Genomic DNA, 18120 nt, shown 5'->3' on the forward strand with positions numbered 1-18120 from the left:
GAGCGCCCGCATCAAGCGTTGGGCTATCGAAGCCCCGTCCAATATCGGGCGCAACAAGTAACTCAGGTGGCTTGATTTCAGGGGAGCACTACAAGGCGTTACCAAATGCATTGTCAAATTCAGATTTCTTACAGATTTCATAATACAAGCCGTTTGTGAATCTCCAGAATAGGAGGGTTGGAAGAGGGCAGAAGAGGCTGTCTCTGCCTTGATACTGTCTTAAGTAATGGAAAAGCTCTCAAGGAATGATAGGTGTACAGGAACCCATCATTCATTTCCTGTTCGTTCTGTAATAAGGTTCTTAAATCGTGAACATTGTGCGAGAAGTGGCGCAAGAAGCGATCGAGTTCATCTGGTGATAAGCCAGGGACTTGGATGTTTGGTGGATAAAGGATGGCAAGTTTGTGAGAGAAGGTCCCAAAAAGTGCTGTTCCAAACATGAAAAGTTCATCAAGGGAGAGTTCTGTGGTGTCATTTATGATTTTCTTGAGAGGGGGATGTCCGTAGATCAAGTAATAACGGGTGATATTCGGTGCTGTTGGTTTGGACTCCTGCCACGGAAATTGTCGATGGGCCATCCGATGAAGTTCCTGCATGAAAAGATCGGTTGTTGTGTATCGGACAGCAATTACCTCCTCAGGTTTCTTGAGATGGTTTATCGCTTTTCCGAAGGTAGCCAACTCCTTCAGCGACTTTTCGGCTCGACCAAGATCGGACGCGTGAAGGATAACTTCCCGGCATAATGTTTCAAGATGAAACTCCGAGATCAGCCTGGCTCTTTCAGTATGAGACTGACGAGAAATGTATTCAGGATGAACCTCATAATCAGACGGAATGTCATGATCAAACTGGAGGTTGCATAGGTGGCTCTGATGACTGCGAGAAAATCTGTGAGGCCAAGTTTTCGAATGACGTTGTGGAGAGGCTTATAAGCTTCAAATATTTTGGCGTCTTGCTTCTTTACCATGGAGCGATCAGAAGTAGGGTTAGGCTAGGAACTGATCTGTATGCTTGTTTCACATTTTGTTAGATATGATCAATTATTTCCTTCTGCAGATGGCTTGATCTATTCGCCAGCTATCCGAGGTGTTCGATTCGGTGGTTCTGAAAATGAATTCGTTCAGCATCGGTCGGCGACATCAGCGAGGCTACAGTAAGGCCTGGAGCTTGCTCAAAGTTTCCATGATCACGCTGACCGACCAATTCAAGAAACCTAGATCGGAAGAGAGCTCGACTGCACGGCGCTGGGCCAAGAGGAAGGCCTGTTCGCTCCGACTGCCAGGTACGATGAACGCCGACACGAATACGCGCGTGTCGAAGACCACTTTCATCAGCGGCCCTCGAAGACGATGCGTTCCACATCCTCCTCGGTCATCGTCTCTATCTCTCGGGTCGTCGGGCCATTTGCGCTGGAGCGCAAGGAATTCCTGCTCCTCGCGTTCGTCCTTGTAGATGTTTACCATTCGACGAAAGAGGTCGCTCTTTGTCGTGCCTTCTTGTTTCGCGATCCGTTCATATTCTAGGGGCAGCGCGGAACTCACGGATATCTTAGGAACATGGTATTCCTGGCCATCGTCCACGCCACGTCTATTCGAGCTAAACATTACGACACATCCTTGTTGATCGCCACTATCTCCACCTGTTCCTTGCCAGCACCAGACTTCTGCCGAGAACACAGTAATGAAAGTTGCCGGGCGCGTCATCCACGGCAACCAAACTGAGCGATCGAGGCCTATTGCCTTCGCCATCGAGGGTCAAAAAATCTACCAGATGGTCTTTTCGCACTCTCATTCGTGAATCGAATTGGATTCATAGTTCGGTATCAGAATGGATTCGCCTCTCTGAACGGCATGTTCCACTGTGTCTTGGAAAGCATTGTTTATCAATGTCTTGAAGCATGCATGTGATGGTATGCCATCTGCATTCGCTCGTGGTAATTGTCCTCGCTGAGCTGATCTTAAAACAGGCTTACCAAATGTCGTCCGACGAGAGATCAGAAACGAAACTCCCGGTCCAGAACCTTATCCTGCTGGCCAGCGCAGTACTCGGAACGATCTGGTTCTACGAGGATCCACTGAAGAGTTCGCGCCCGGTGGAGGAACACTCGAGCCAAAGACCTGAGGTGACTGGAGATCGGAGAGTCCAGGCCCGATTGTGGCAAGATCCCTTCGATGCCGTGGCGAGACATCGGGATGTTGAGAACCGAAGCGGTGAATCGAAGCATTCTCACTCGCTACAGAACTTCGTCAAGGAAATAGCCCGTGCCGACACCGCGCCCATCTCGGTGCTGGCCCTGATGACTGACGGTGCGCCCTATTCCGATCCAGCCGAATCCCGACTCCGTCAACGCTATGCCGTCCTCGCCGGTCTGGAGCGGTCTGGCTTCAAACCGATTGACGGAGAGCACATCCGTTTCTTCGAATGGTTCGACCACAATTCATCAGAGGACACATCAACGTCAGGTCGGTATCGTGCCTGTCCTGGTATGTCTGGCCCCGATCCTACGTGGCTCGATTGGCAGGCGGCTCGTGTGCCAGTGGAGTGGTATGAGTCTTCGGGCCCTGACGCATCACAGGTACTGGTGCTTTGGATCAAGGACCAGGATCTTGGCGACTGTCCGCTCGCAAGTTTGGAGATGATGCGTGGCATCCTGTCCCATGCATTCGAAGTACACAAGAGGATGATCACCTTCCAGGTCATCGGTCCGCGATCCTCAGGAACGTTGGCTGCCATGGTCAGTGAAGCTATCCATTACAAAGCGAACAGGGAAAAGGAAGTACAGCCTTCGCGCGCTACAGCTACGCCGTTGGAAGTGTATTCGCCTTGGTCAACTGCTCCCGAAAAGTTGATCTATAGTGAAAAGAACAGCGTCGCCGGAAAGGCCGACATGGCAGGCATCCTGGGCGATGCAGGACTGTCGTTCGAGCGTGCAATCCCAACGGATGACGGACTCATGCGGGAATTGGTTGAGGAGCTGAAGCGAAGAGGGGTTGAGCTCGGTAAGCCATGTCCGAAAAGCTCACGATGCGATCTTGTGGCGCTGATTTCCGAGTGGGATACGCTGTATGGTCGAGCCCTGCCTGCAGAGTTCAAGGACGCGGTACGTGCGACGCGTGGATCGGCAGCTGAGGAGGAGCTGGATCTGCAGATCCGGCAATTCAGTTACCTTCGGGGATTGGATGGTGAATTGCCAAGGGAGAAAGGAAAGGAAGAGCAGGGTGGTTCATCGCAGGGGGACGACAAGGCTCCGCTGTCGCTCAATGAACGCCGTAAACTCGCGGAGCAATTGGAGCGGCCGGAAGGGCGGAGCCAGTTGGATTATGTGCGGCGCCTGGTACAGGTGCTGAAGGAAGCCGAAGCCGAGGCCCAAGCTCCCTGCGGGATTTGGAAAGGGATGTGCCCCGGGTTCAAGGCCATCGGGGTACTTGGGAGTGACGTCTATGACAAGCTGCTCATTTTGCAGGCCCTCAAGCGAAATTTTCCGCACGTGATTTTCTTCACTACGGATCTGGATGCGAGACTCTTTCACCCGCGAGAGGTGCAGTGGACTCGTAACCTGGTGGTGGCCTCGCATTTCGGACTGACGTTGAATCAGGATCTCCAGCAGGCCATCCCGCCGTTCCGTGATAGCTACCAAACCGCCTCGTTCTACGCAACCGTGCAGGCTCTGGGCCTGCTGAAGTCAGACCCGTTATGTTCACCCGGCGTAGGGATGTCGTTTGTAGAGCGACGGAGTGCTGCTCGACCTGGCAAGAAAACGGTCACATGCTTCAATGCATTGCCGCAACCCAGGTTGCACGAAATCGGGGAGAACGGGGCGGTCGACCTGAGTATCGAGCTTCTTCATGGGACTGACAATATCAAGACGATCCACGAACCGCGCCCACAACCACCTTCAGTTGAAGACGCTCGGTTGGCGATGGTGTATGTTGCGGCGGTCTTCCTTATCGGATGGGTGTTGCTCATTCCTGCGAGCCAAACAGTGTATGGGTTGACGCGGTCAGGTTATAACCGGTTACTTTTGAACCCCGCGTTCAGGGCCAGGATGCTGATCATGTGGGGTGCAATCGGCTGGTTGCTGTGGTTCGCCGTGGCGCCAATGATCGTGGCGGACCAAGAGAAAGGGGAACCGTTCTCCCTCAACGATGGAGTAAGCATCTGGCCGAGTCAACTCCTACGGGGCGCCGTCGTCTTCTTGGCCATCCTATTCATTGTGCGGATTCGAACGCGTCTCCGGAACGTCTGCGAAGAGGTTGAGCTAAGATTCCATCATCTGTTGGCCCCACGACCGCAAGTGGTGGATACGAGTACATCGGCGGTGACGAGGCTGGAGCCACTCTCTCGTGACACGTCTTTGACACGGTGGTCTTGGAAGGATGTGTCATGGAGCATCAATAGTTGGTCATTGGCAGAGGTTGCGGTAGAGCCCGCTGCTGTCTGGGATGACTATCGAACGCGATTGAAGCCGATGTATCTATGGGGGCGAGTGCTTGGGTTGAGCATAGTCTTCTTTCTGGTGGGCCAACTTACCCTGACAGTATTTGGCCAACCGATCGTCCCGTTTCGTGGGGACGTCGTGCGGTATGTCAATCAAGGAGTACTCCTTGCAGCTGTGTTGCTCTTGATCGTGGTGATCTTTCTTGTACTGGACGTGACACGCGTCACAAGTGTCTTTGTACAAAAGCTGATCAAGAGAGAACTCGCCTGTTCGAGTCCTGCTGAATGTTTGAGTAAATTACAACTCGTGGCCGGGCTCACCGCGCGAATCGACATCCTGGTGTACTATCCCGCGATCTTGATCGGCCTCATGTTATTAGCCCGGTCGGGATATATTGATAATTGGCACTTTCCGATCGGCCTGGCGATTGTGGTTGGGGTGGGAGCAGCGTATGTGGTAGCCAGTGCCATTTGTCTTCGAGTGGCGTCGGAAGACGTGAGACGCCAGGTGATGACCGAATTGGCCGAGCGGCGTCTTGCCGACCTCACGCCGAATTCCTCGCAGCAGATCGAACAGGTGATGGTCACCATTCGCGCCCTGAAGGAAGGCGCGTTTCTTCCCTATACCGAACTGCCGGTCTTTCGAGCGATTGCCCTACCTTCCGGTGCCTATGGGCTATTCGTGGCCATCGAACTCATTGCCAATAACTTCTAGCTCTGCTCCTCACCACGAGGAAAGAGTCTCACGTCGTCATGAGGATGATGGGCGACTCTTTCTTGCGAACTGTCCCGCATAGTGGTGCTTCCCGTCCGAATCCGCCTGGACCGGTTGTAGCTGCGCAGGATTGTGGGTGCCGAAGGCATGGCGTTGATGAACACCATGACTCGACGGTTGAGAACACCGCACTACTCCCGCCAGAAGCACCATCAGGGTCGGAACGAACAGAATGCCCGCCAATCGGTGAAGAAAACCGTGAAATCGCATCATGGACTTTACCATTGAGTTTTCAGAAGGAGCCTCATGCTCGTCGGTCTATGCCGCATTCTGCGTCTGCAGATGCATCGGCACGTTTCCCCCATATGCTGATCGATAGGTTTCTCCGCCTTCCGTCAGGATACTTCTATTTTTCATGAGCAACGGATCTCGGACATCCCCACAGTTGACGCATTTCCATCCGTCGTATGCCCATATGCCAACCTGATCATCACCCCCCACAAACGATACAGCTATGACCAATCCGTTACAGCGGTCGCATTTCATGTGATCACCTCGCTACGATGCTCTTCTCGATGGATAGGATGTTGCCAGAGTCCATGGTCGTCTCTAGGATGAGCCGCGATTTCATCGCGGCCATGACTCAACCGTTCTTCATCGGCGCATGTTCACGGATAAACGTCATGATCGGCTCGATCTCGGATCGCGAATAATAATGTTTCCGTACTCCTTCTTCGAACACGTCCAGCGCTTTCTGCGTAAGCTGTTGAGCCAACACGCGATCTTCTGCCTTCTGAGCTTTTGCAGCGTGATTCAAAAGTCGAAGAGCAATTATCTGGGGGGTCCGAGGATCGTTGGCGTAGACATACCCATAGTCTTTCTTCAGAAGTTCCTGCTCAATGTCCTTGACCCACGGAGCCGCATAGTCGTCAGCGCCGGAGATCCAACCCGCTGCTTCCAATGATGATGGCAGCAGCGCCACCCCGCCAATCAGCAAGGACAGCATGCAGAGCATGGCCGGCACTCTCATAGGTCCCTCCTTTCAGTTGGTGGATTAAGCTGAGTATTGACGGTGAGATCGTCGTGCGGTTCCATCATCCAATGACGAGCATGACGATTCCGCCAACTGGTGGGTAAATAATCCTGTCTCTCTGGAAGTCAAGTCACCCTGAGAAGAGGTCGGGGGAGATGGAAACTGGCCAGGGAAGAGTGTTCGACTATCTGCCGACAGCGGCCCGTCTGGGAGCAATGCTGTTGAGTAAAGGGGAGCTCACCATAGCAGCGGCAATCAAGGGGATCCTTGTTAAAGCCGCATTTGTTGCCGGAAGGTCGGCCGTAGTTTCACGTTGAGGTGAACCCGTTGATTCAAGATGTCTATCGATGACGTAAAAGAAAAGGGGCGGCTGGTGGGTTGCCGCCCCCACGAGACCATGTAATATTCTCTCGTTTAGTCTACGGATACCACGATCGTACGGGATCGGTTTCTGGCTTCGGGCGACCAGGGTATTCGAACAATCAGCACTCCGTGCTTGCATGCGGCCTCCGCTTTAGAGAGGTCCAATCCATCAGGCAATGCCACGCTTCGATGGAATGCTGCATAACGACGGCTGTTCCCATCACCGTTCTTGTCACGCCACTCGCGGTCGTCTTCATAACTCATATGGAGCATGCCGTTTCGGACCGTGACGTTGAGTTGTTTGGGATCCAATCCCGGGACCTCGGCGCGGAGGATGACGTTCTCTTCCGTCTCCTCCATATTGATCCCGGAGCCCATTCCTGGGAAACGGGACCATCCCGTGTCAAAGGGTGACATCAGAAAACGATCGAACAATTGATTAATGTCATCGCGCAGCGACATGACTTCGTGCGGTTCAACTGATTTGCGTTTCCAAGGAATCATCTCTTTGAGTTTTGTCATCAGCTCCATAACCCATTCCTCCTTTCATGTGAATTTGCACCGGGTTTACAGGTCTTTAATAAGCGTCAGAACGGCTCGGTCAAGTATTCCTAATCAAAGACCACCCTCTGGTGGTTGGCGGTCGGTTGCAAATACCCCATGGTGTTCCATAGGCGTGCGAGCGCTGTGTCATGCTCGATCGGTATCAGTTGTATCGCTTACCCGTTCGCCCCGGCTTCTTTGTATGCTTCCGTTCCTTCCACCATGACAACCAGACACTGGCCATGAAGGCCATCACGATCAGGCCGAATATTGCCAGTCCAACTACTTCAGTGTGCGGCAATGTGGCGAATGATTCACGCATTGCGAGCGTCCGGCTCTCACGCAGCTTTCCTGCAACGTGCGTGCATAATATCCTCCACCAGTCGGTCGCGAAGGCGCATGACGGCCGCCAGCCTCCTGCGTCGATCGATCGACCACCAGCGAAGAGGGCGGTGTGATCTGACGGTCGGCGGCGGGACATTTTGCAATACCGCCGGGTGCTGAAAGTCGTATCGTTCAGCCTGCGGCTCCGCATCCTGATTCGTGCGCCGCATGGCTTCGGCATCGAACGCCCCTGTGAGCATGGTGTCTGAGCGTCTCAATACCGGTTCCACCGTCGGTCTCCACTGATTGCCGCGTGCGGCATCACAACGACATCACCCCGATCAGCCGTGATGATTTACAATGCACCTCGGTCCGTTCTTCGCTTCTTCGTTCCGGCGATGAGCGATGGTTCGCGGCTGATCGGAAGGTCGTCATGCGGTCTCATCATCCTTGCCAGCATGACGACTCCGCGTAACACATGTGGCAATAATTCTTTCTGAAGAAAAGTCAACGGCGCCCAGGCTCCCCAGGCCTCCGTCCATCCCTATCCGTCGCTATGATTGTGGAAATGGGACCGCCTGGAAGGAGGAGCCGTGACGCGGCGGATGCGATGCATGAATCAAGCGAAGCCAAGGCTATCAAACCGCGATTCTCGGAAGATCCATGCGTTGTGCGATCCCTAGCCCCCCTTGACTCATCAAAGTTCGGTATTATTAATACGCCCAGTTGACAGGCTGGACTGGATGGACTTTGGTGAAGGGCCCACTGTCTAGCCAGCTGTCATGGCGGTGTTCGACCCGGCCCTTCACGCAGTCCTCCACTTCAGCTCGATCATTCACAACCCTATTCATACACCCACAAGGAGGTCTTGCTATGACTTGGGCAAACCAAGTGCCGGTGCTGTTCCATAACGGATCGATTGAATCACAGATTGATGGTCTGCTTGAGGATGCGATTCGTGCTGCAAGTGCATCGCCGCAAAATTGGGACCCAGCATGCAACATATTTGAGAACTCCCATGGATTTACAGTTGAGATGGCGTTACCGGGGATGGAGCCGAGCCAGATCGACGTGCAAGTTGAGAACGATGTCCTTCGAGTGAAAGGGGAACGCAAGAGTGAGACGTCAGAACGAATCAAGTGGTACACGCGCAATATTCCGGAGGGTGTCTTCTCCTGTTCCTTCAAGCTTCCGGCATATGTGGACCATGAAAAATCCATGGCCTCGTATAGACATGGGGTTCTGACGATCGCTTTCGTCAAACGCGAGGAAGCAAAACCTCGTCGCATTATGATCGAGAGTCAGTAAGTCTTGCTCCAGCGGCTCGCCGGCGCTCCGAATCGAGGACCGCCGGCGAGTCCTCAGGTCTGAGGTGGTGATCATGCGGATCGGTCGGTTGATCAGGAGTCTCGTGCTGGCTGGTTCAGTCCTGATGTGGATGCAAACAACGTCGGTTCAGGCCGGCGGTGAATCGTATGCTTTGGGCTACGACGTGATCGGTCAAGCCGAAAAGGTATTGAAACAAGCCGCCGCAAACAGTCCGAAGTGGCATGGCAAGCCGGATTCCGTTGAGCGCGAGATCTACGACATTACGTTTTTGCTGGAGCAAGCTTGCCGAGCGGCTGACACAGCGAATGACGCGGCCATGAAAGGTTCCGCTTACCAGGCGCTCTTTTTGCTGCAACGGGCTGTCGCGCGAGGCGACTTTGATCCGGGCACGGTTGAGCCGATTTTCACATTAATCAGACGACTATTACCGAATGTGTCGGTTTAGACCGGCGAGATATCGCCGGAATAAGCCCAGACTTGCGACGAGGTGATGGACTTCTTGTGACAGAACGGAAAGGAGGTGAACACGATGATGGATATGAGCTCGATGATTGATGCGAGCTTGGCATTCGGCGGGGCCATTGCGGTGGTACTGATCGGGATTTCGATGTTGTCCTCGGAATCCACCACCGTGTCCACGTCCTCCGAGGAAACAGGGCGTCAATCCGATCGCACTCACTATCCGCCCTTCCAGGCCGCAGCTTAGTCAGACTCGAGCGTGGAGTGAAACAGGAAGGATGCGATGGTGCCATTTCAGATGCCGAGACTTCAATGGAAAGAATGGAACGCAAGTGTCCTGCGGTGGTTTGACTATTCCTCGTGGCCACGCACGTGGTGGACCCGATGAGGCGCAGGGACATCCGGCGTGGAGGTCCCTGCTGCAAGCCGAACAAAAAGGAGGAACGTATGATGACACTCAAATCTAGCATGCTGCTCGCACTCGTTATGTTCTGCTTGGTAGGGGGAGTCTCAACAACGCCGGGAATAGCCGCTGAAGGTGTGCCAATGAACGCCGTCCTGCCGCGCGCATTTCAGAGCGCTCAGTTGGGGATGACCCTGTCTGAATTCGCGGCTGTCGTGCCCGAGGCCAAGCGAGTTTCACTTGGAGGGCGGGATCAGGCTGAACGTACCGTGGTGGTTTCGGCGAAGGATCGGCCCCTTCAACGCATTGAATATCGTTTCTACGATGATCGGCTCCAAGAAATAGTCATCCATTACCACCATGGCGAAGTGCCCGGTGGATATCCGGGACTGCTCGAAAGATTACGCGAGTCCTATGGGAAGCCGATGAGCCAGAATCTGCAAGAATATTATACGAAGCCCGAAGCCTTCTCACAGAAGAAAACCGTCTGGATGGATCATGCCACGATGGCCAGTTTAACGGAAACTCGCAAAATGAATGGGGACCAACGCGAACTGGTCTTGGCGATAACGGATCGCAGTCCTCAACAGGCCTCCAAGGAGGATCAAGAGCGTCGCCAGCAAGAACTCAGCATCCCGATTCCATTGCCTGACCATCCGATACAGAACAAGCAGGCCGCAGTGCTTCATAGTGCTTCATTTAGCCCATCAGGAAGATAGTCACGCAAATGGGTAAGGTGGTTTCGAGATAGTGACGCGAACATCAAGAAAGAATCATGTGAGACTGGCAGTGCAGTGTGTACGAAAGGAGGTGGCTGACCATGAGATACGTGTCTTGGGTTTTCGCGCTTATCGCGACGTGGCTCATCGTGGCGCCTTTCATGGTCGCGATGCGGATCGTGTGACGATGTGATTCTATGATGATGAGGAAAAAGCGTGGTGCCCTATTCCACAACTTGGGAGTGTGAAGGGAACGCAGGAGGAAGGAGGTGAGCGGGCATGAAATATCTCCCTTGGATCTTAGCTGTCGTGGGGAGCTGGCTCATCGCGGCGCCCTTTCTGCTCGACTATGCCAGTGCGGACGTTGCAAAAAATAATGATGTAGGGGTTGGTGTGATCATGGTCTTAGGCGCGCTGATATGGGGATTCTCTCAGCTGCGTCACCATGGTTCCAGCGTTGACATGTAGGCACAGCGTCGGTAGCCAAAACTTGAGGGGGCTTGGCTTTGTCCCAAGTCAAGCCCCATACATGAGTTTACGAACAGGAACCCCAGGGATTCACTGGATTCACTCCATGCCAATTCATCATACGCTCATGAGTGTTGTTCGGTTTTTATTCTCCCCGGATCCTCGTCTCTCAGCAGTCTGAAAAAGTCTTGCAGTAACGCGCGACTTTTCTGTTCGTGCACACCGCCCACCACGTCGACTCTGTGATTGAGCCTCCGCTCGGCCGGAATATCCAAGATCGATCCGCATGCCCCGGCTTTGGAATCCCACGCTCCGAACACCAGCCGTGCAATCCGGGCTTGTATGATCGCTCCGGCGCACATGGGACAGGGTTCCAGCGTCACGTAGAGCGTTGTTCCGGTGAGCCGCCATGTCCGCAACCGTTCGGCAGCTCTCCGGATCACGATCATTTCCGCATGGGCCGTCGGGTCCTGAAAAACCTCCCGATAATTGTGGCCGGCCGCGAGCACTTCATGGTTGTGTACGAGGACTGCCCCGATAGGAACTTCTCCTACAAGCGGGGCAAGGGCGGCCTGCTGTAGGGCGAGCTCCATGTAGTGGGGATCGCCCGGTTCGTGCTGCATCGACGGGGAGGACGTGAAATTCATGGTCACGGCGCATGCTAGCATAAAAGCCGGAGACGGCGACAGGAGAGAGGGGAAAGAGGATTCGCCCGGGCTGGGTTCCCGATGTCGAACGAGGACAATCGGCCCACGATCCTAGGGGATGTTCGCCGATCTCCCGTTGCCTTGGGCCAACTGCGCTTTTAACTCTTCCAGTTCGGCCTCTCGCTGAATCAACTGATCTCTGACCTCTGCCAGTTCAGCCACGCGGCGCTGCAGTTCCTCTCGGGTTTGCGCGAGCGTTTCATCGCGCTCGCTGAGCTGCTGTCGGAGAGTTGCCAACTGTAAGCCGGTTTCTTCCGCTTGAGATTGCAGCCGCGCGAGCTTTTCCGTGTCTTCGGCGATGTGGGTGGAAGAAGTCCAGCCAAAAACCACCAGGATGATCAGGACCACAAAGACGACCATGCCCAAAGCCCATCCGAATGAGGATGCCGGTGGAGATGACGGGGGAAAAAGATGTTTCATCCATTCGCCGGGCTCGAGACTCTGCTTGGGGGACGATGGAGTTTCCGGTTCCGTGGCGGGGAGGGACAGCCGAGACGACATGATTTTGCCTTTTAAGGTGCGGGGAGGAGGTATGAGCGTGAGCCCGAAGGGTAACGTGACCGCCACCGCCTGGTATTCTTTCAGCGTCGCGCGACAAGAAAGGCAGCCTGAAAGCAGATGGACGTCCAACGCTTGCCGTTCGATCCGGTCGAGTGCTCCTGCAGCGTAGAGCGGAACGGCGGTTTCCAGATCATCATGCGTCATACCGCTTCATCCTGTTCCCAGTATGATTGTAGTGACTCACGCAGTTGCGACATGCCGAGGGCGATGCCGCTCTTCACCGCCTCCACCGGCTGATGAAGCTGCGCCGCAATCTCCGTATCCGGCAAGCCTTCATAGTAGGCGAGCTCGATCACTTGCTGTTGTATCGGGGTCAAGTTGGCCCACGCTTCCCTCATCAGGCTTCGCAGTTTTTGATCGGCCTGTGAATCGAAAGCGTAGGAATCTCGGTCGCCGACTTGGTGCGCCTGGGCCGCATCAGTGAACGGACCTACCGAGCGGGCCGGCCGAGCTCCACGCGTTCGTAATCGGTCGACCGCACGATTGCGGGTCAGGGTGATGAGCCAGGCGATGGGTGTGCCTCGACCGACATCGTACCGAACCGCTCTTCTCCAGACGTCGAGGTAGATCTCCTGGAGCACGTCCGCCGCTTCTTCACGGTTGCCGAGGATGCGGGATGCGAGGCTGAATAACACGGTACTGGATTGATCGTAGAGCTGGCCAAGGGCATGGTGCTCGCCTTTGGCGACTCGGGCCACGAGTTTTGAGTCAATGGCTGAGGCGGCACATTGAGAAGATGTGTCCATAAGGATGTTGTGTGGAGTATCCAAGGTACCGATCGGTTAACCGGTGACCACTATAGCATCCCCGATGCACTCGACGAAGAAATCGCGCAAAGGTTGCGCGGATTACTCCACGACACAAAGTGGAAATCCTATTGCTTTCTACTTGTCGTTGAGCTCAGGTCCGAACGAGATGGAATGAGGAGTGGCGAGAATGGGTCAACCGCGTCAAAGAGCACCCGCGTGGTCTGTCGTTGAAGCAGCGGCCGCATGCGTATGTGCCACGGATCGAGCGTGCAGGTTCCCAGATAGGCAAAGCCAGCCCTCACGACAAGCACGAGATTGTTGCGATTCAACGGCGAGAGATCTTGTAAGCAACGGGCAAGTCGATCGGAATGAACGCGCTGTCGTAGGACATAGCCTTCGAGGGTGTTCAGTGACACTCTCTCCATGATCTCGATGATCATCAACCTTTGCAGGATGTGGAGGACAACGCGCTCGGCGCCGGGGAAACTCGCGACGGCATTCACCCACCGCAGGGCAAGCCGCCTTGCCAGCCCTCCACCCCACCGGAAGGGGTGAGTCCATAGAGAATCATCCGACCGCACTCGCTGCGGGTTTCTAGAGGGGCAAACGGCAATGCGTTGCCCATGGCGTAAGAGAAAACCGACTCGGCCGACGATCCGTCGGCTGTCAACTTCTTCGAAGGGCCCGGTATTCGCGTCCCCGCGCAAGAACAGCCGATGGCCATCGATGCGGTGAATGCGATGGCAGACCAACAGACGATCATATCGGAACACCACGACCTCGCCGACCCGGAGATGGTCCGCCTGTTCCAGCCCGAGCGCATCGCCCAGTTGGAGTGTCGGAGTCATGCTCTCGGATTTCACGATGGGAATCAGGAGATTCCACAGCGCCGCTTCTTGGACTGTTTCAGGTAATTGGTCGACCGAGAAGTGTGTGGAGGCGTTCACCGGGCTACGGAGTCGAGCGATCATGAGCACGGCCTCCGTAGTGTGGTCAGTCGTTTGAACACTCGGCCACTTAAGAGGAGGGCGGCTCCTAGGAGGTGACGGATACGTAACAGTCTCATTCGCCAAGGCCTGGCCTGTGCTGCCGCGCCATATCGGTAGGAGAGAAATACGGAGGAAGGATAAAAACGTTGTTTCAGCCAGGCCAACTTGTTCAGACCAGGTTGCGTGCAGAACAAGAGGAGATGTCCTACCTCAGGCAGGGGAGTCGGAGTCACGAGTTTCCTGAGCAGCCAAGTCAACATCAATTCGTTCCAGCTCATCGGAGCCAAGAGGGCCAGGACGGTATCAGGAATGGCGACGGTGGGGATGATCGTTCGCACATGATGCAAACCATGGAATAGGGGCACCTGCAGCATGGCGCCCTTCGTTCGTGCAACGACCGTAGGCCATGCGGGCGCTTCTTTTTCGATAAGCAATTTCACGTCCTGGACAAATGCTGCGGACAGCTCTCCTCGGTGAATCACGGCATAGGCCGTGAGATAGATCAGCAGGTCCGCTGTATCGAGGTAAGAAATAGGAGTGCCGTCGAACTGTCTGGTGGGTGCACGGCTCCATAGATCCGCCAACCCTCGCGCATCGAGATACCAGATGTTCGTAGTCAGGTCGAGCGTCAGACTTCGGTCAGAGGAGACATAGGAAGGGTTGCCGTCGATCTGTTGCGTAAAGTCCAGGTCTCGAAGTAGTCGATCGATGGCAGGTAAATCCGACTCGTGGGTCAGCAGGTCGACATCCGAAAGAGGGCGTGCTCCCCGCACGCCGTACAGACGGGGAAGCACATCCGCGCCTTTCAGCACAATGAAGGCAATCCCTTCTTGATGGAATCGCCGGGCGATCAGTGCAAATTGTGCCAGGACCGTTCGGTTTCTCGCGCTGACGTGAGAGTAGACCTCAAGCAGGTCGTCGAGGGTCGAGGAGGCCATGGGTCCGATGCTCCAGTTCAGCCCACTGTTTGTAGTGTGGAAGACAAACGCTCAGATCACCGGTTTCCAGCCATGCATCGTTGCGCCCTTGGCGACAGTAGGCACGAACGTTACAAGCCGCGCACTCATACCGGTTATTGGGGCGAGCCTCGTCCACGGTGCGCTTGAGTAATTCCCATCCTTCCGAGACGGACCCGGTTCTCAGGTTGTACCGGGGAATCGGGAAGGCCGTGCACAGATTCATCTCGCCGTAGGGGGTGATGGCAAAGCGAGTATGGCCGCAGGCACATTCGATGAAATCGCCTGCAGAGACACAGGTGCCTTCGGGCGACGGTAGGCCCCAGTCCGCCAGCATGTCCTGGTCGATGCGAATCTTTGCCTCCGGCGTCAGACGATATCGGAGCGGCGTTACGTCTCCGGTTACGGTCGGCGTGAGATCAAAACAATATTGGAACTTGAATCCAAATTCTGCCGCGATCGAGTGGCAACGGCGAATCTCGTGGAAATTGATCACGGTGACCGGCATGCGGACGATCACAGGAAGACCGGCCTGAGACAACATCCCCAGTCCTCGATGAAATGCCGCATAGGAGCCTGGGACGGCGGTCATCCGTTCGTAGGTCGAAGGAGTCGCTCCGTAGATCGAAACACAGACTTGCTCCACATGGACCGTTCGAAGCAACGACACCAATTCGGCTGTCACCCGCGTGGCATTGGTCAGCAGTCGAATCAAGAGGCCAAGGCGACGGGCATGATGCAGAATCCGCCGGAGGTCGGGCCTGGTGCTTGGTTCGCCGCCGGTAAATGTGATCGTGAGTACGCCGAATGCGGCCAGTTGGTCCAGGATCGTGAGAATCTCATTCGTAGGGAGTTCTTGTGGCAAGGCGCGGTGGGTGGGATTAAAGCAATGGACGCATCGGAGATTACAGCCATAGGTCAGTTCGAAAGTCACGCTGTCCGGCTGACGCCGACATTTGGCTTTCGACGATAGCTCAGCGAGGAACGTGTCGGCATCAATCCGTTTCATCGGGAAGTCTGCGTGAGCGCCGCCGAATGATCGCGCACGAAATCGACGACATCGGGTTGGTTGAGAAACGAAAGGCCATGACAGGGAATCTGTACCGTGAGTGAAGCCAAAAATTCGAGCGTGGCCTCCAAGCCGGTACGGTCCCAATGGGGAAGAAAGGCCTGCTGCAACAGGAGCGAGGTTGCGTGGGATGATCTCAGAAGGGAAAGGCAGTGCCGTTCTTGCCCATGGTTGATGCAGAAGAGCCCAGTGATCCCGGCTGAAGCATTTTCGGCATAGTGACCGGAGCCGACCCAAGGAGTTCCATACAAGAAGAAGGCGGTCCCATGCCGTCGTAAGATCACCCGTTCGTCACTGAGGACAGCGGCGGTTTGGGTTGCGAACAATCCCGCGATGGTGGATTTTCCGGTTCCCGACGCTCCGGTGAAGACGTAACCCCGTCTGTCGATGACCAAGCCTGCTGCATGCAAGAGCAATCCGCCGTCACGTGACAAGCGCGACAACAAGCACACTTCGATGAGCGGATTGAAAAGTTGCATGGGGCGCCATCCCACTTGGCTTGCTTCCAAGTCCGGGAGCATCCATGCTTGCACTGTCCGGTAGTCATCTGAAATACGTGCCCGAACCCGTGGTTGAAGAATTTTGGGATCGAGGGACTCGAACAGAAGTCCGGTGTCTGATCCAAGAAGTTTCCAGCAGCCATGGGCCGAATCGAAGAGGAGCCTCCCCGATGGAAGATCCGGCAGGGGCGATACGATCGACACGTTTACTCGAATATCCGGGGATGGAGTCGAAGGGGAGAGAAACCCGTCGAATGGACGAAGCGGCCAGGTGAGGCGGGGGTGATTGGCTGGTTCACGAATCTGTATCGTGTATCCGCCTATGCCGACAGTCAGGTCCATCTTATCTCCTAGGACGCGCGGGGACCGGAGTCATGACAAACGACTCCCATATATGTGGCAGGCAACACAGAGCGTTTACAGCCGGCCGAATTCGCGCCCGGATACATGCTACAGCCGGCCGGGGGTCGGCAGCCCGCGTTGCCTCCGGCCGAGAGAGCCATGGTGGCCAGGCTACAAGTGGCCAGGATGGCTTGTTCCTGGTCCAACCGGACTTCGTACAGTTGTGGCGGGGTATAGGGTTTCTTTTCATTCATGACGTGATTCCTCCCGTAGAACGAGCGGCTCCGGTTTCAAATGCCAGTCATCTTGCGTTCACCGCCATGAAGAATCCTTCTGGCATTCTGGCATGGCGGACCTGATCCATCATCGAGATGCCCGGAGAGGATGGAGCAATCTCCGGTTTGTCGCGGCTTCGGCTCGTGCCAACGCCACGTCACAATCATAGGGGATCGGTGCCTCGGGGTTTCCACATTCCCTGTGAGCTTCCGTCGGCTTTTTATCGCAAAAAGACTGGAGCTCACAGGTCCGACAGGGTGCGTCGCTGGTGTAATGCAGTGATACGATGTCTCGAAAGAGACGATCGATCGCGTCTCGCAGGGAATAGGTCCGCAGCGAATAGCGTCGTTCATACTGCAAGGTGCAGGTGCCCAGTTCTCCCCGGGCGTTGATATGGATGGTGTTCGTGCCGCAGCCACAGCGGTACAGACGATCTGCCGGTTGTTGCAAGAGCTCCGCAGCTGTCCGACACTCTTCTTCCGAAGAAGTCCCCTCCATCATATCCCGTTGCAGCCCGGCGACGTCGTTCGGTGTCATTCGGTACGACAAGGAGGAAAGATCGCCGTCAAGACGGGGTGACAGCGCGGTGGTGACGCTGAACGGCTGTCCGAAGGATTCGACAAACTGTTTGATTGCCGGCAACTCGCGACGATTCCAGTTCATCCCCTTGGTCTTGAGCGTAAACGGCAGATTGGCCTGCCGGAGGAACTCCAGGCCTCGCCGAAAGGCTCGAAATGAACCAGGCACCTGCGTGAACCAGTCGAACGAGGACTCGATGACGGAATGGCAGGAAATGTCGATGGTAAACGGCGGGTGAGAACGGAGTCGCGTCACGATCGCTTCAGTGAACAGGGTGCCGTTGGTATAGAGCTGGAGCAGAAAGCCGCGGCGATAGGCATGCTCGTAAATCTCCCAGAAGCGAGGATGCTGAAACACCTCTCCTCCCGTCAAGTTCAGCCAAAGAATGCCCATCTCCGCCATGTCGTCGATCAATTGAATGATCTCAGGAAGGGACAGTTCCTGTGCGATCCAGCGCCGGTGGTTGTAGGGATCCGTATAACAATGGCGGCAATGGAGGTTGCATCGGTAGGTCAACTCGAACTGCGCATTCGTGACTTGATGAGAGTTTGTTGCCCGCAGATGGACTCGCCGGCTGAAGTCACCGTACGCCATAGCGG

At 55.2% G+C, this 18120-nt stretch carries 23 protein-coding genes; 5 read left to right on the forward strand and 18 right to left on the reverse strand.

Going from position 1 to position 18120, the window contains the following annotated elements; all coding sequences use genetic code 11:
* Positions 1-137: 137 nt before the first annotated feature.
* From A4E19_15505 to A4E19_15515, 3 genes are all read right to left on the reverse strand, one after another.
* The gene (locus tag A4E19_15505) at positions 138-578 is read right to left on the reverse strand and encodes a hypothetical protein (protein ID OQW35862.1); all 441 of its coding nucleotides are present in this window, start codon (positions 576-578) and stop codon (positions 138-140) included.
* A 188-nt stretch (positions 579-766) separates the two neighbouring features.
* Positions 767-967, reverse strand: coding sequence for a hypothetical protein (locus tag A4E19_15510; protein OQW35863.1), 201 nt, complete (start codon positions 965-967; stop codon positions 767-769).
* 181 nt (positions 968-1148) lie between these two features.
* On the reverse strand, positions 1149-1604 hold the full coding sequence (locus A4E19_15515) for a hypothetical protein (GenBank protein OQW35864.1): 456 nt from the start codon (positions 1602-1604) through the stop codon (positions 1149-1151).
* Positions 1605-1897: 293 nt separating this feature from the next.
* Here A4E19_15515 and A4E19_15520 point away from each other — a divergent pair, with 293 nt between their 5' ends.
* Complete coding sequence (locus A4E19_15520) at positions 1898-5152, forward strand: hypothetical protein (GenBank protein OQW35865.1); 3255 nt, start codon at positions 1898-1900, stop codon at positions 5150-5152.
* A 36-nt stretch (positions 5153-5188) separates the two neighbouring features.
* Here the strand turns inward: A4E19_15520 and A4E19_15525 are convergent, their stop codons facing one another.
* The 5 genes from A4E19_15525 to A4E19_15545 all read right to left on the reverse strand — a co-directional run bounded on the left by A4E19_15525 (position 5189) and on the right by A4E19_15545 (position 7675).
* The gene (locus A4E19_15525) at positions 5189-5425 is read right to left on the reverse strand and encodes a hypothetical protein (protein OQW35866.1); all 237 of its coding nucleotides are present in this window, start codon (positions 5423-5425) and stop codon (positions 5189-5191) included.
* 45 nt (positions 5426-5470) lie between these two features.
* Complete coding sequence (locus tag A4E19_15530; protein ID OQW35867.1) at positions 5471-5698, reverse strand: hypothetical protein; 228 nt, start codon at positions 5696-5698, stop codon at positions 5471-5473.
* Between the two features lie 97 nt (positions 5699-5795).
* The gene (locus tag A4E19_15535; protein ID OQW35868.1) at positions 5796-6182 is read right to left on the reverse strand and encodes a hypothetical protein; all 387 of its coding nucleotides are present in this window, start codon (positions 6180-6182) and stop codon (positions 5796-5798) included.
* A gap of 417 nt (positions 6183-6599) precedes the next feature.
* Entirely contained in the window at positions 6600-7079 is a 480-nt protein-coding gene (locus A4E19_15540; GenBank protein ID OQW35869.1) for a hypothetical protein, read from the reverse strand.
* Between the two features lie 350 nt (positions 7080-7429).
* The gene (locus A4E19_15545; protein OQW35870.1) at positions 7430-7675 is read right to left on the reverse strand and encodes a hypothetical protein; all 246 of its coding nucleotides are present in this window, start codon (positions 7673-7675) and stop codon (positions 7430-7432) included.
* 613 nt (positions 7676-8288) lie between these two features.
* Here A4E19_15545 and A4E19_15550 point away from each other — a divergent pair.
* Together A4E19_15550 and A4E19_15555 are read left to right on the forward strand one after the other, a co-directional pair.
* On the forward strand, positions 8289-8723 hold the full coding sequence (locus tag A4E19_15550; protein OQW35871.1) for a hypothetical protein: 435 nt from the start codon (positions 8289-8291) through the stop codon (positions 8721-8723).
* A gap of 64 nt (positions 8724-8787) precedes the next feature.
* Positions 8788-9189, forward strand: a complete 402-nt coding sequence (locus A4E19_15555; GenBank protein ID OQW35872.1) for a hypothetical protein — start codon at positions 8788-8790, stop codon at positions 9187-9189.
* On the opposite strand, the gene A4E19_15560 is transcribed toward A4E19_15555, so the two are convergent.
* A complete protein-coding gene (locus A4E19_15560) occupies positions 9186-9383 on the reverse strand; it encodes a hypothetical protein (GenBank protein ID OQW35873.1) in 198 nt (65 codons plus the stop codon). The two genes, A4E19_15555 and A4E19_15560, sit on opposite strands and share 4 nt — an antisense overlap.
* A 267-nt stretch (positions 9384-9650) precedes the next feature.
* Here A4E19_15560 and A4E19_15565 point away from each other — a divergent pair, with 267 nt between their 5' ends.
* Both A4E19_15565 and A4E19_15570 read left to right on the forward strand, forming a co-directional pair.
* Complete coding sequence (locus A4E19_15565; GenBank protein ID OQW35874.1) at positions 9651-10325, forward strand: hypothetical protein; 675 nt, start codon at positions 9651-9653, stop codon at positions 10323-10325.
* A gap of 279 nt (positions 10326-10604) precedes the next feature.
* Positions 10605-10793: a hypothetical protein gene (locus A4E19_15570; GenBank protein OQW35875.1), complete on the forward strand. Its 189-nt coding sequence runs from the start codon at positions 10605-10607 to the stop codon at positions 10791-10793.
* A gap of 125 nt (positions 10794-10918) precedes the next feature.
* Here A4E19_15570 and A4E19_15575 read toward each other — a convergent pair whose 3' ends face one another.
* From A4E19_15575 to A4E19_15615, 9 genes are all read right to left on the reverse strand, one after another.
* The gene (locus tag A4E19_15575; protein ID OQW35876.1) at positions 10919-11416 is read right to left on the reverse strand and encodes a tRNA-specific adenosine deaminase; all 498 of its coding nucleotides are present in this window, start codon (positions 11414-11416) and stop codon (positions 10919-10921) included.
* A 135-nt stretch (positions 11417-11551) separates the two neighbouring features.
* Positions 11552-12205: a hypothetical protein gene (locus A4E19_15580; GenBank protein OQW35877.1), complete on the reverse strand. Its 654-nt coding sequence runs from the start codon at positions 12203-12205 to the stop codon at positions 11552-11554.
* Entirely contained in the window at positions 12202-12807 is a 606-nt protein-coding gene (locus A4E19_15585) for a hypothetical protein (protein OQW35878.1), read from the reverse strand. The genes A4E19_15580 and A4E19_15585 overlap by 4 nt, the downstream gene beginning before the upstream one ends.
* Before the next feature lie 128 nt (positions 12808-12935).
* Positions 12936-13781 carry a hypothetical protein gene (locus tag A4E19_15590; protein ID OQW35879.1) on the reverse strand — a complete coding sequence of 282 codons (846 nt, stop codon included), beginning with the start codon at positions 13779-13781 and terminating at the stop codon, positions 12936-12938.
* Positions 13778-14737 carry a hypothetical protein gene (locus A4E19_15595; protein ID OQW35880.1) on the reverse strand — a complete coding sequence of 320 codons (960 nt, stop codon included), beginning with the start codon at positions 14735-14737 and terminating at the stop codon, positions 13778-13780. Before A4E19_15595 ends, A4E19_15590 begins: the two co-directional genes overlap by 4 nt.
* Positions 14706-15764, reverse strand: coding sequence for a hypothetical protein (locus tag A4E19_15600; GenBank protein ID OQW35881.1), 1059 nt, complete (start codon positions 15762-15764; stop codon positions 14706-14708). The genes A4E19_15595 and A4E19_15600 overlap by 32 nt, the downstream gene beginning before the upstream one ends.
* Positions 15761-16666 (reverse strand): hypothetical protein, encoded by a 906-nt coding sequence (locus A4E19_15605; GenBank protein ID OQW35882.1) that lies wholly within the window; start codon positions 16664-16666, stop codon positions 15761-15763. Before A4E19_15605 ends, A4E19_15600 begins: the two co-directional genes overlap by 4 nt.
* An 8-nt stretch (positions 16667-16674) precedes the next feature.
* The gene (locus tag A4E19_15610) at positions 16675-16920 is read right to left on the reverse strand and encodes a hypothetical protein (protein ID OQW35883.1); all 246 of its coding nucleotides are present in this window, start codon (positions 16918-16920) and stop codon (positions 16675-16677) included.
* A 109-nt stretch (positions 16921-17029) separates the two neighbouring features.
* Entirely contained in the window at positions 17030-18115 is a 1086-nt protein-coding gene (locus A4E19_15615) for a hypothetical protein (GenBank protein OQW35884.1), read from the reverse strand.
* Positions 18116-18120 lie beyond the last annotated feature (5 nt).

Source organism: Nitrospira sp. SG-bin1 (genome assembly GCA_002083365.1).
In the GTDB taxonomy this organism is placed as follows: Bacteria; Nitrospirota; Nitrospiria; order Nitrospirales; family Nitrospiraceae; genus Nitrospira_D.

What these genes read in the sequence shown, in the direction of transcription:
- A4E19_15505 (OQW35862.1), bottom strand. Translation starts at nt 578, where the DNA reads ATGGCCCATCGACAATTTCCGTGGCAGGAGTCCAAACCAACAGCACCG.
- A4E19_15510 (OQW35863.1), bottom strand. Translation starts at nt 967, where the DNA reads ATGGTAAAGAAGCAAGACGCCAAAATATTTGAAGCTTATAAGCCTCTC.
- A4E19_15515 (OQW35864.1), bottom strand. Translation starts at nt 1,604, where the DNA reads ATGTTTAGCTCGAATAGACGTGGCGTGGACGATGGCCAGGAATACCAT.
- A4E19_15520 (OQW35865.1), top strand. Translation starts at nt 1,898, where the DNA reads ATGCATGTGATGGTATGCCATCTGCATTCGCTCGTGGTAATTGTCCTC.
- A4E19_15525 (OQW35866.1), bottom strand. Translation starts at nt 5,425, where the DNA reads ATGATGCGATTTCACGGTTTTCTTCACCGATTGGCGGGCATTCTGTTC.
- A4E19_15530 (OQW35867.1), bottom strand. Translation starts at nt 5,698, where the DNA reads ATGAAATGCGACCGCTGTAACGGATTGGTCATAGCTGTATCGTTTGTG.
- A4E19_15535 (OQW35868.1), bottom strand. Translation starts at nt 6,182, where the DNA reads ATGAGAGTGCCGGCCATGCTCTGCATGCTGTCCTTGCTGATTGGCGGG.
- A4E19_15540 (OQW35869.1), bottom strand. Translation starts at nt 7,079, where the DNA reads ATGGAGCTGATGACAAAACTCAAAGAGATGATTCCTTGGAAACGCAAA.
- A4E19_15545 (OQW35870.1), bottom strand. Translation starts at nt 7,675, where the DNA reads ATGCTCACAGGGGCGTTCGATGCCGAAGCCATGCGGCGCACGAATCAG.
- A4E19_15550 (OQW35871.1), top strand. Translation starts at nt 8,289, where the DNA reads ATGACTTGGGCAAACCAAGTGCCGGTGCTGTTCCATAACGGATCGATT.
- A4E19_15565 (OQW35874.1), top strand. Translation starts at nt 9,651, where the DNA reads ATGATGACACTCAAATCTAGCATGCTGCTCGCACTCGTTATGTTCTGC.
- A4E19_15570 (OQW35875.1), top strand. Translation starts at nt 10,605, where the DNA reads ATGAAATATCTCCCTTGGATCTTAGCTGTCGTGGGGAGCTGGCTCATC.
- A4E19_15575 (OQW35876.1), bottom strand. Translation starts at nt 11,416, where the DNA reads ATGCAGCACGAACCGGGCGATCCCCACTACATGGAGCTCGCCCTACAG.
- A4E19_15580 (OQW35877.1), bottom strand. Translation starts at nt 12,205, where the DNA reads ATGACGCATGATGATCTGGAAACCGCCGTTCCGCTCTACGCTGCAGGA.
- A4E19_15585 (OQW35878.1), bottom strand. Translation starts at nt 12,807, where the DNA reads ATGGACACATCTTCTCAATGTGCCGCCTCAGCCATTGACTCAAAACTC.
- A4E19_15590 (OQW35879.1), bottom strand. Translation starts at nt 13,781, where the DNA reads ATGATCGCTCGACTCCGTAGCCCGGTGAACGCCTCCACACACTTCTCG.
- A4E19_15595 (OQW35880.1), bottom strand. Translation starts at nt 14,737, where the DNA reads ATGGCCTCCTCGACCCTCGACGACCTGCTTGAGGTCTACTCTCACGTC.
- A4E19_15600 (OQW35881.1), bottom strand. Translation starts at nt 15,764, where the DNA reads ATGAAACGGATTGATGCCGACACGTTCCTCGCTGAGCTATCGTCGAAA.
- A4E19_15605 (OQW35882.1), bottom strand. Translation starts at nt 16,666, where the DNA reads ATGGACCTGACTGTCGGCATAGGCGGATACACGATACAGATTCGTGAA.
- A4E19_15610 (OQW35883.1), bottom strand. Translation starts at nt 16,920, where the DNA reads ATGAATGAAAAGAAACCCTATACCCCGCCACAACTGTACGAAGTCCGG.
- A4E19_15615 (OQW35884.1), bottom strand. Translation starts at nt 18,115, where the DNA reads ATGGCGTACGGTGACTTCAGCCGGCGAGTCCATCTGCGGGCAACAAAC.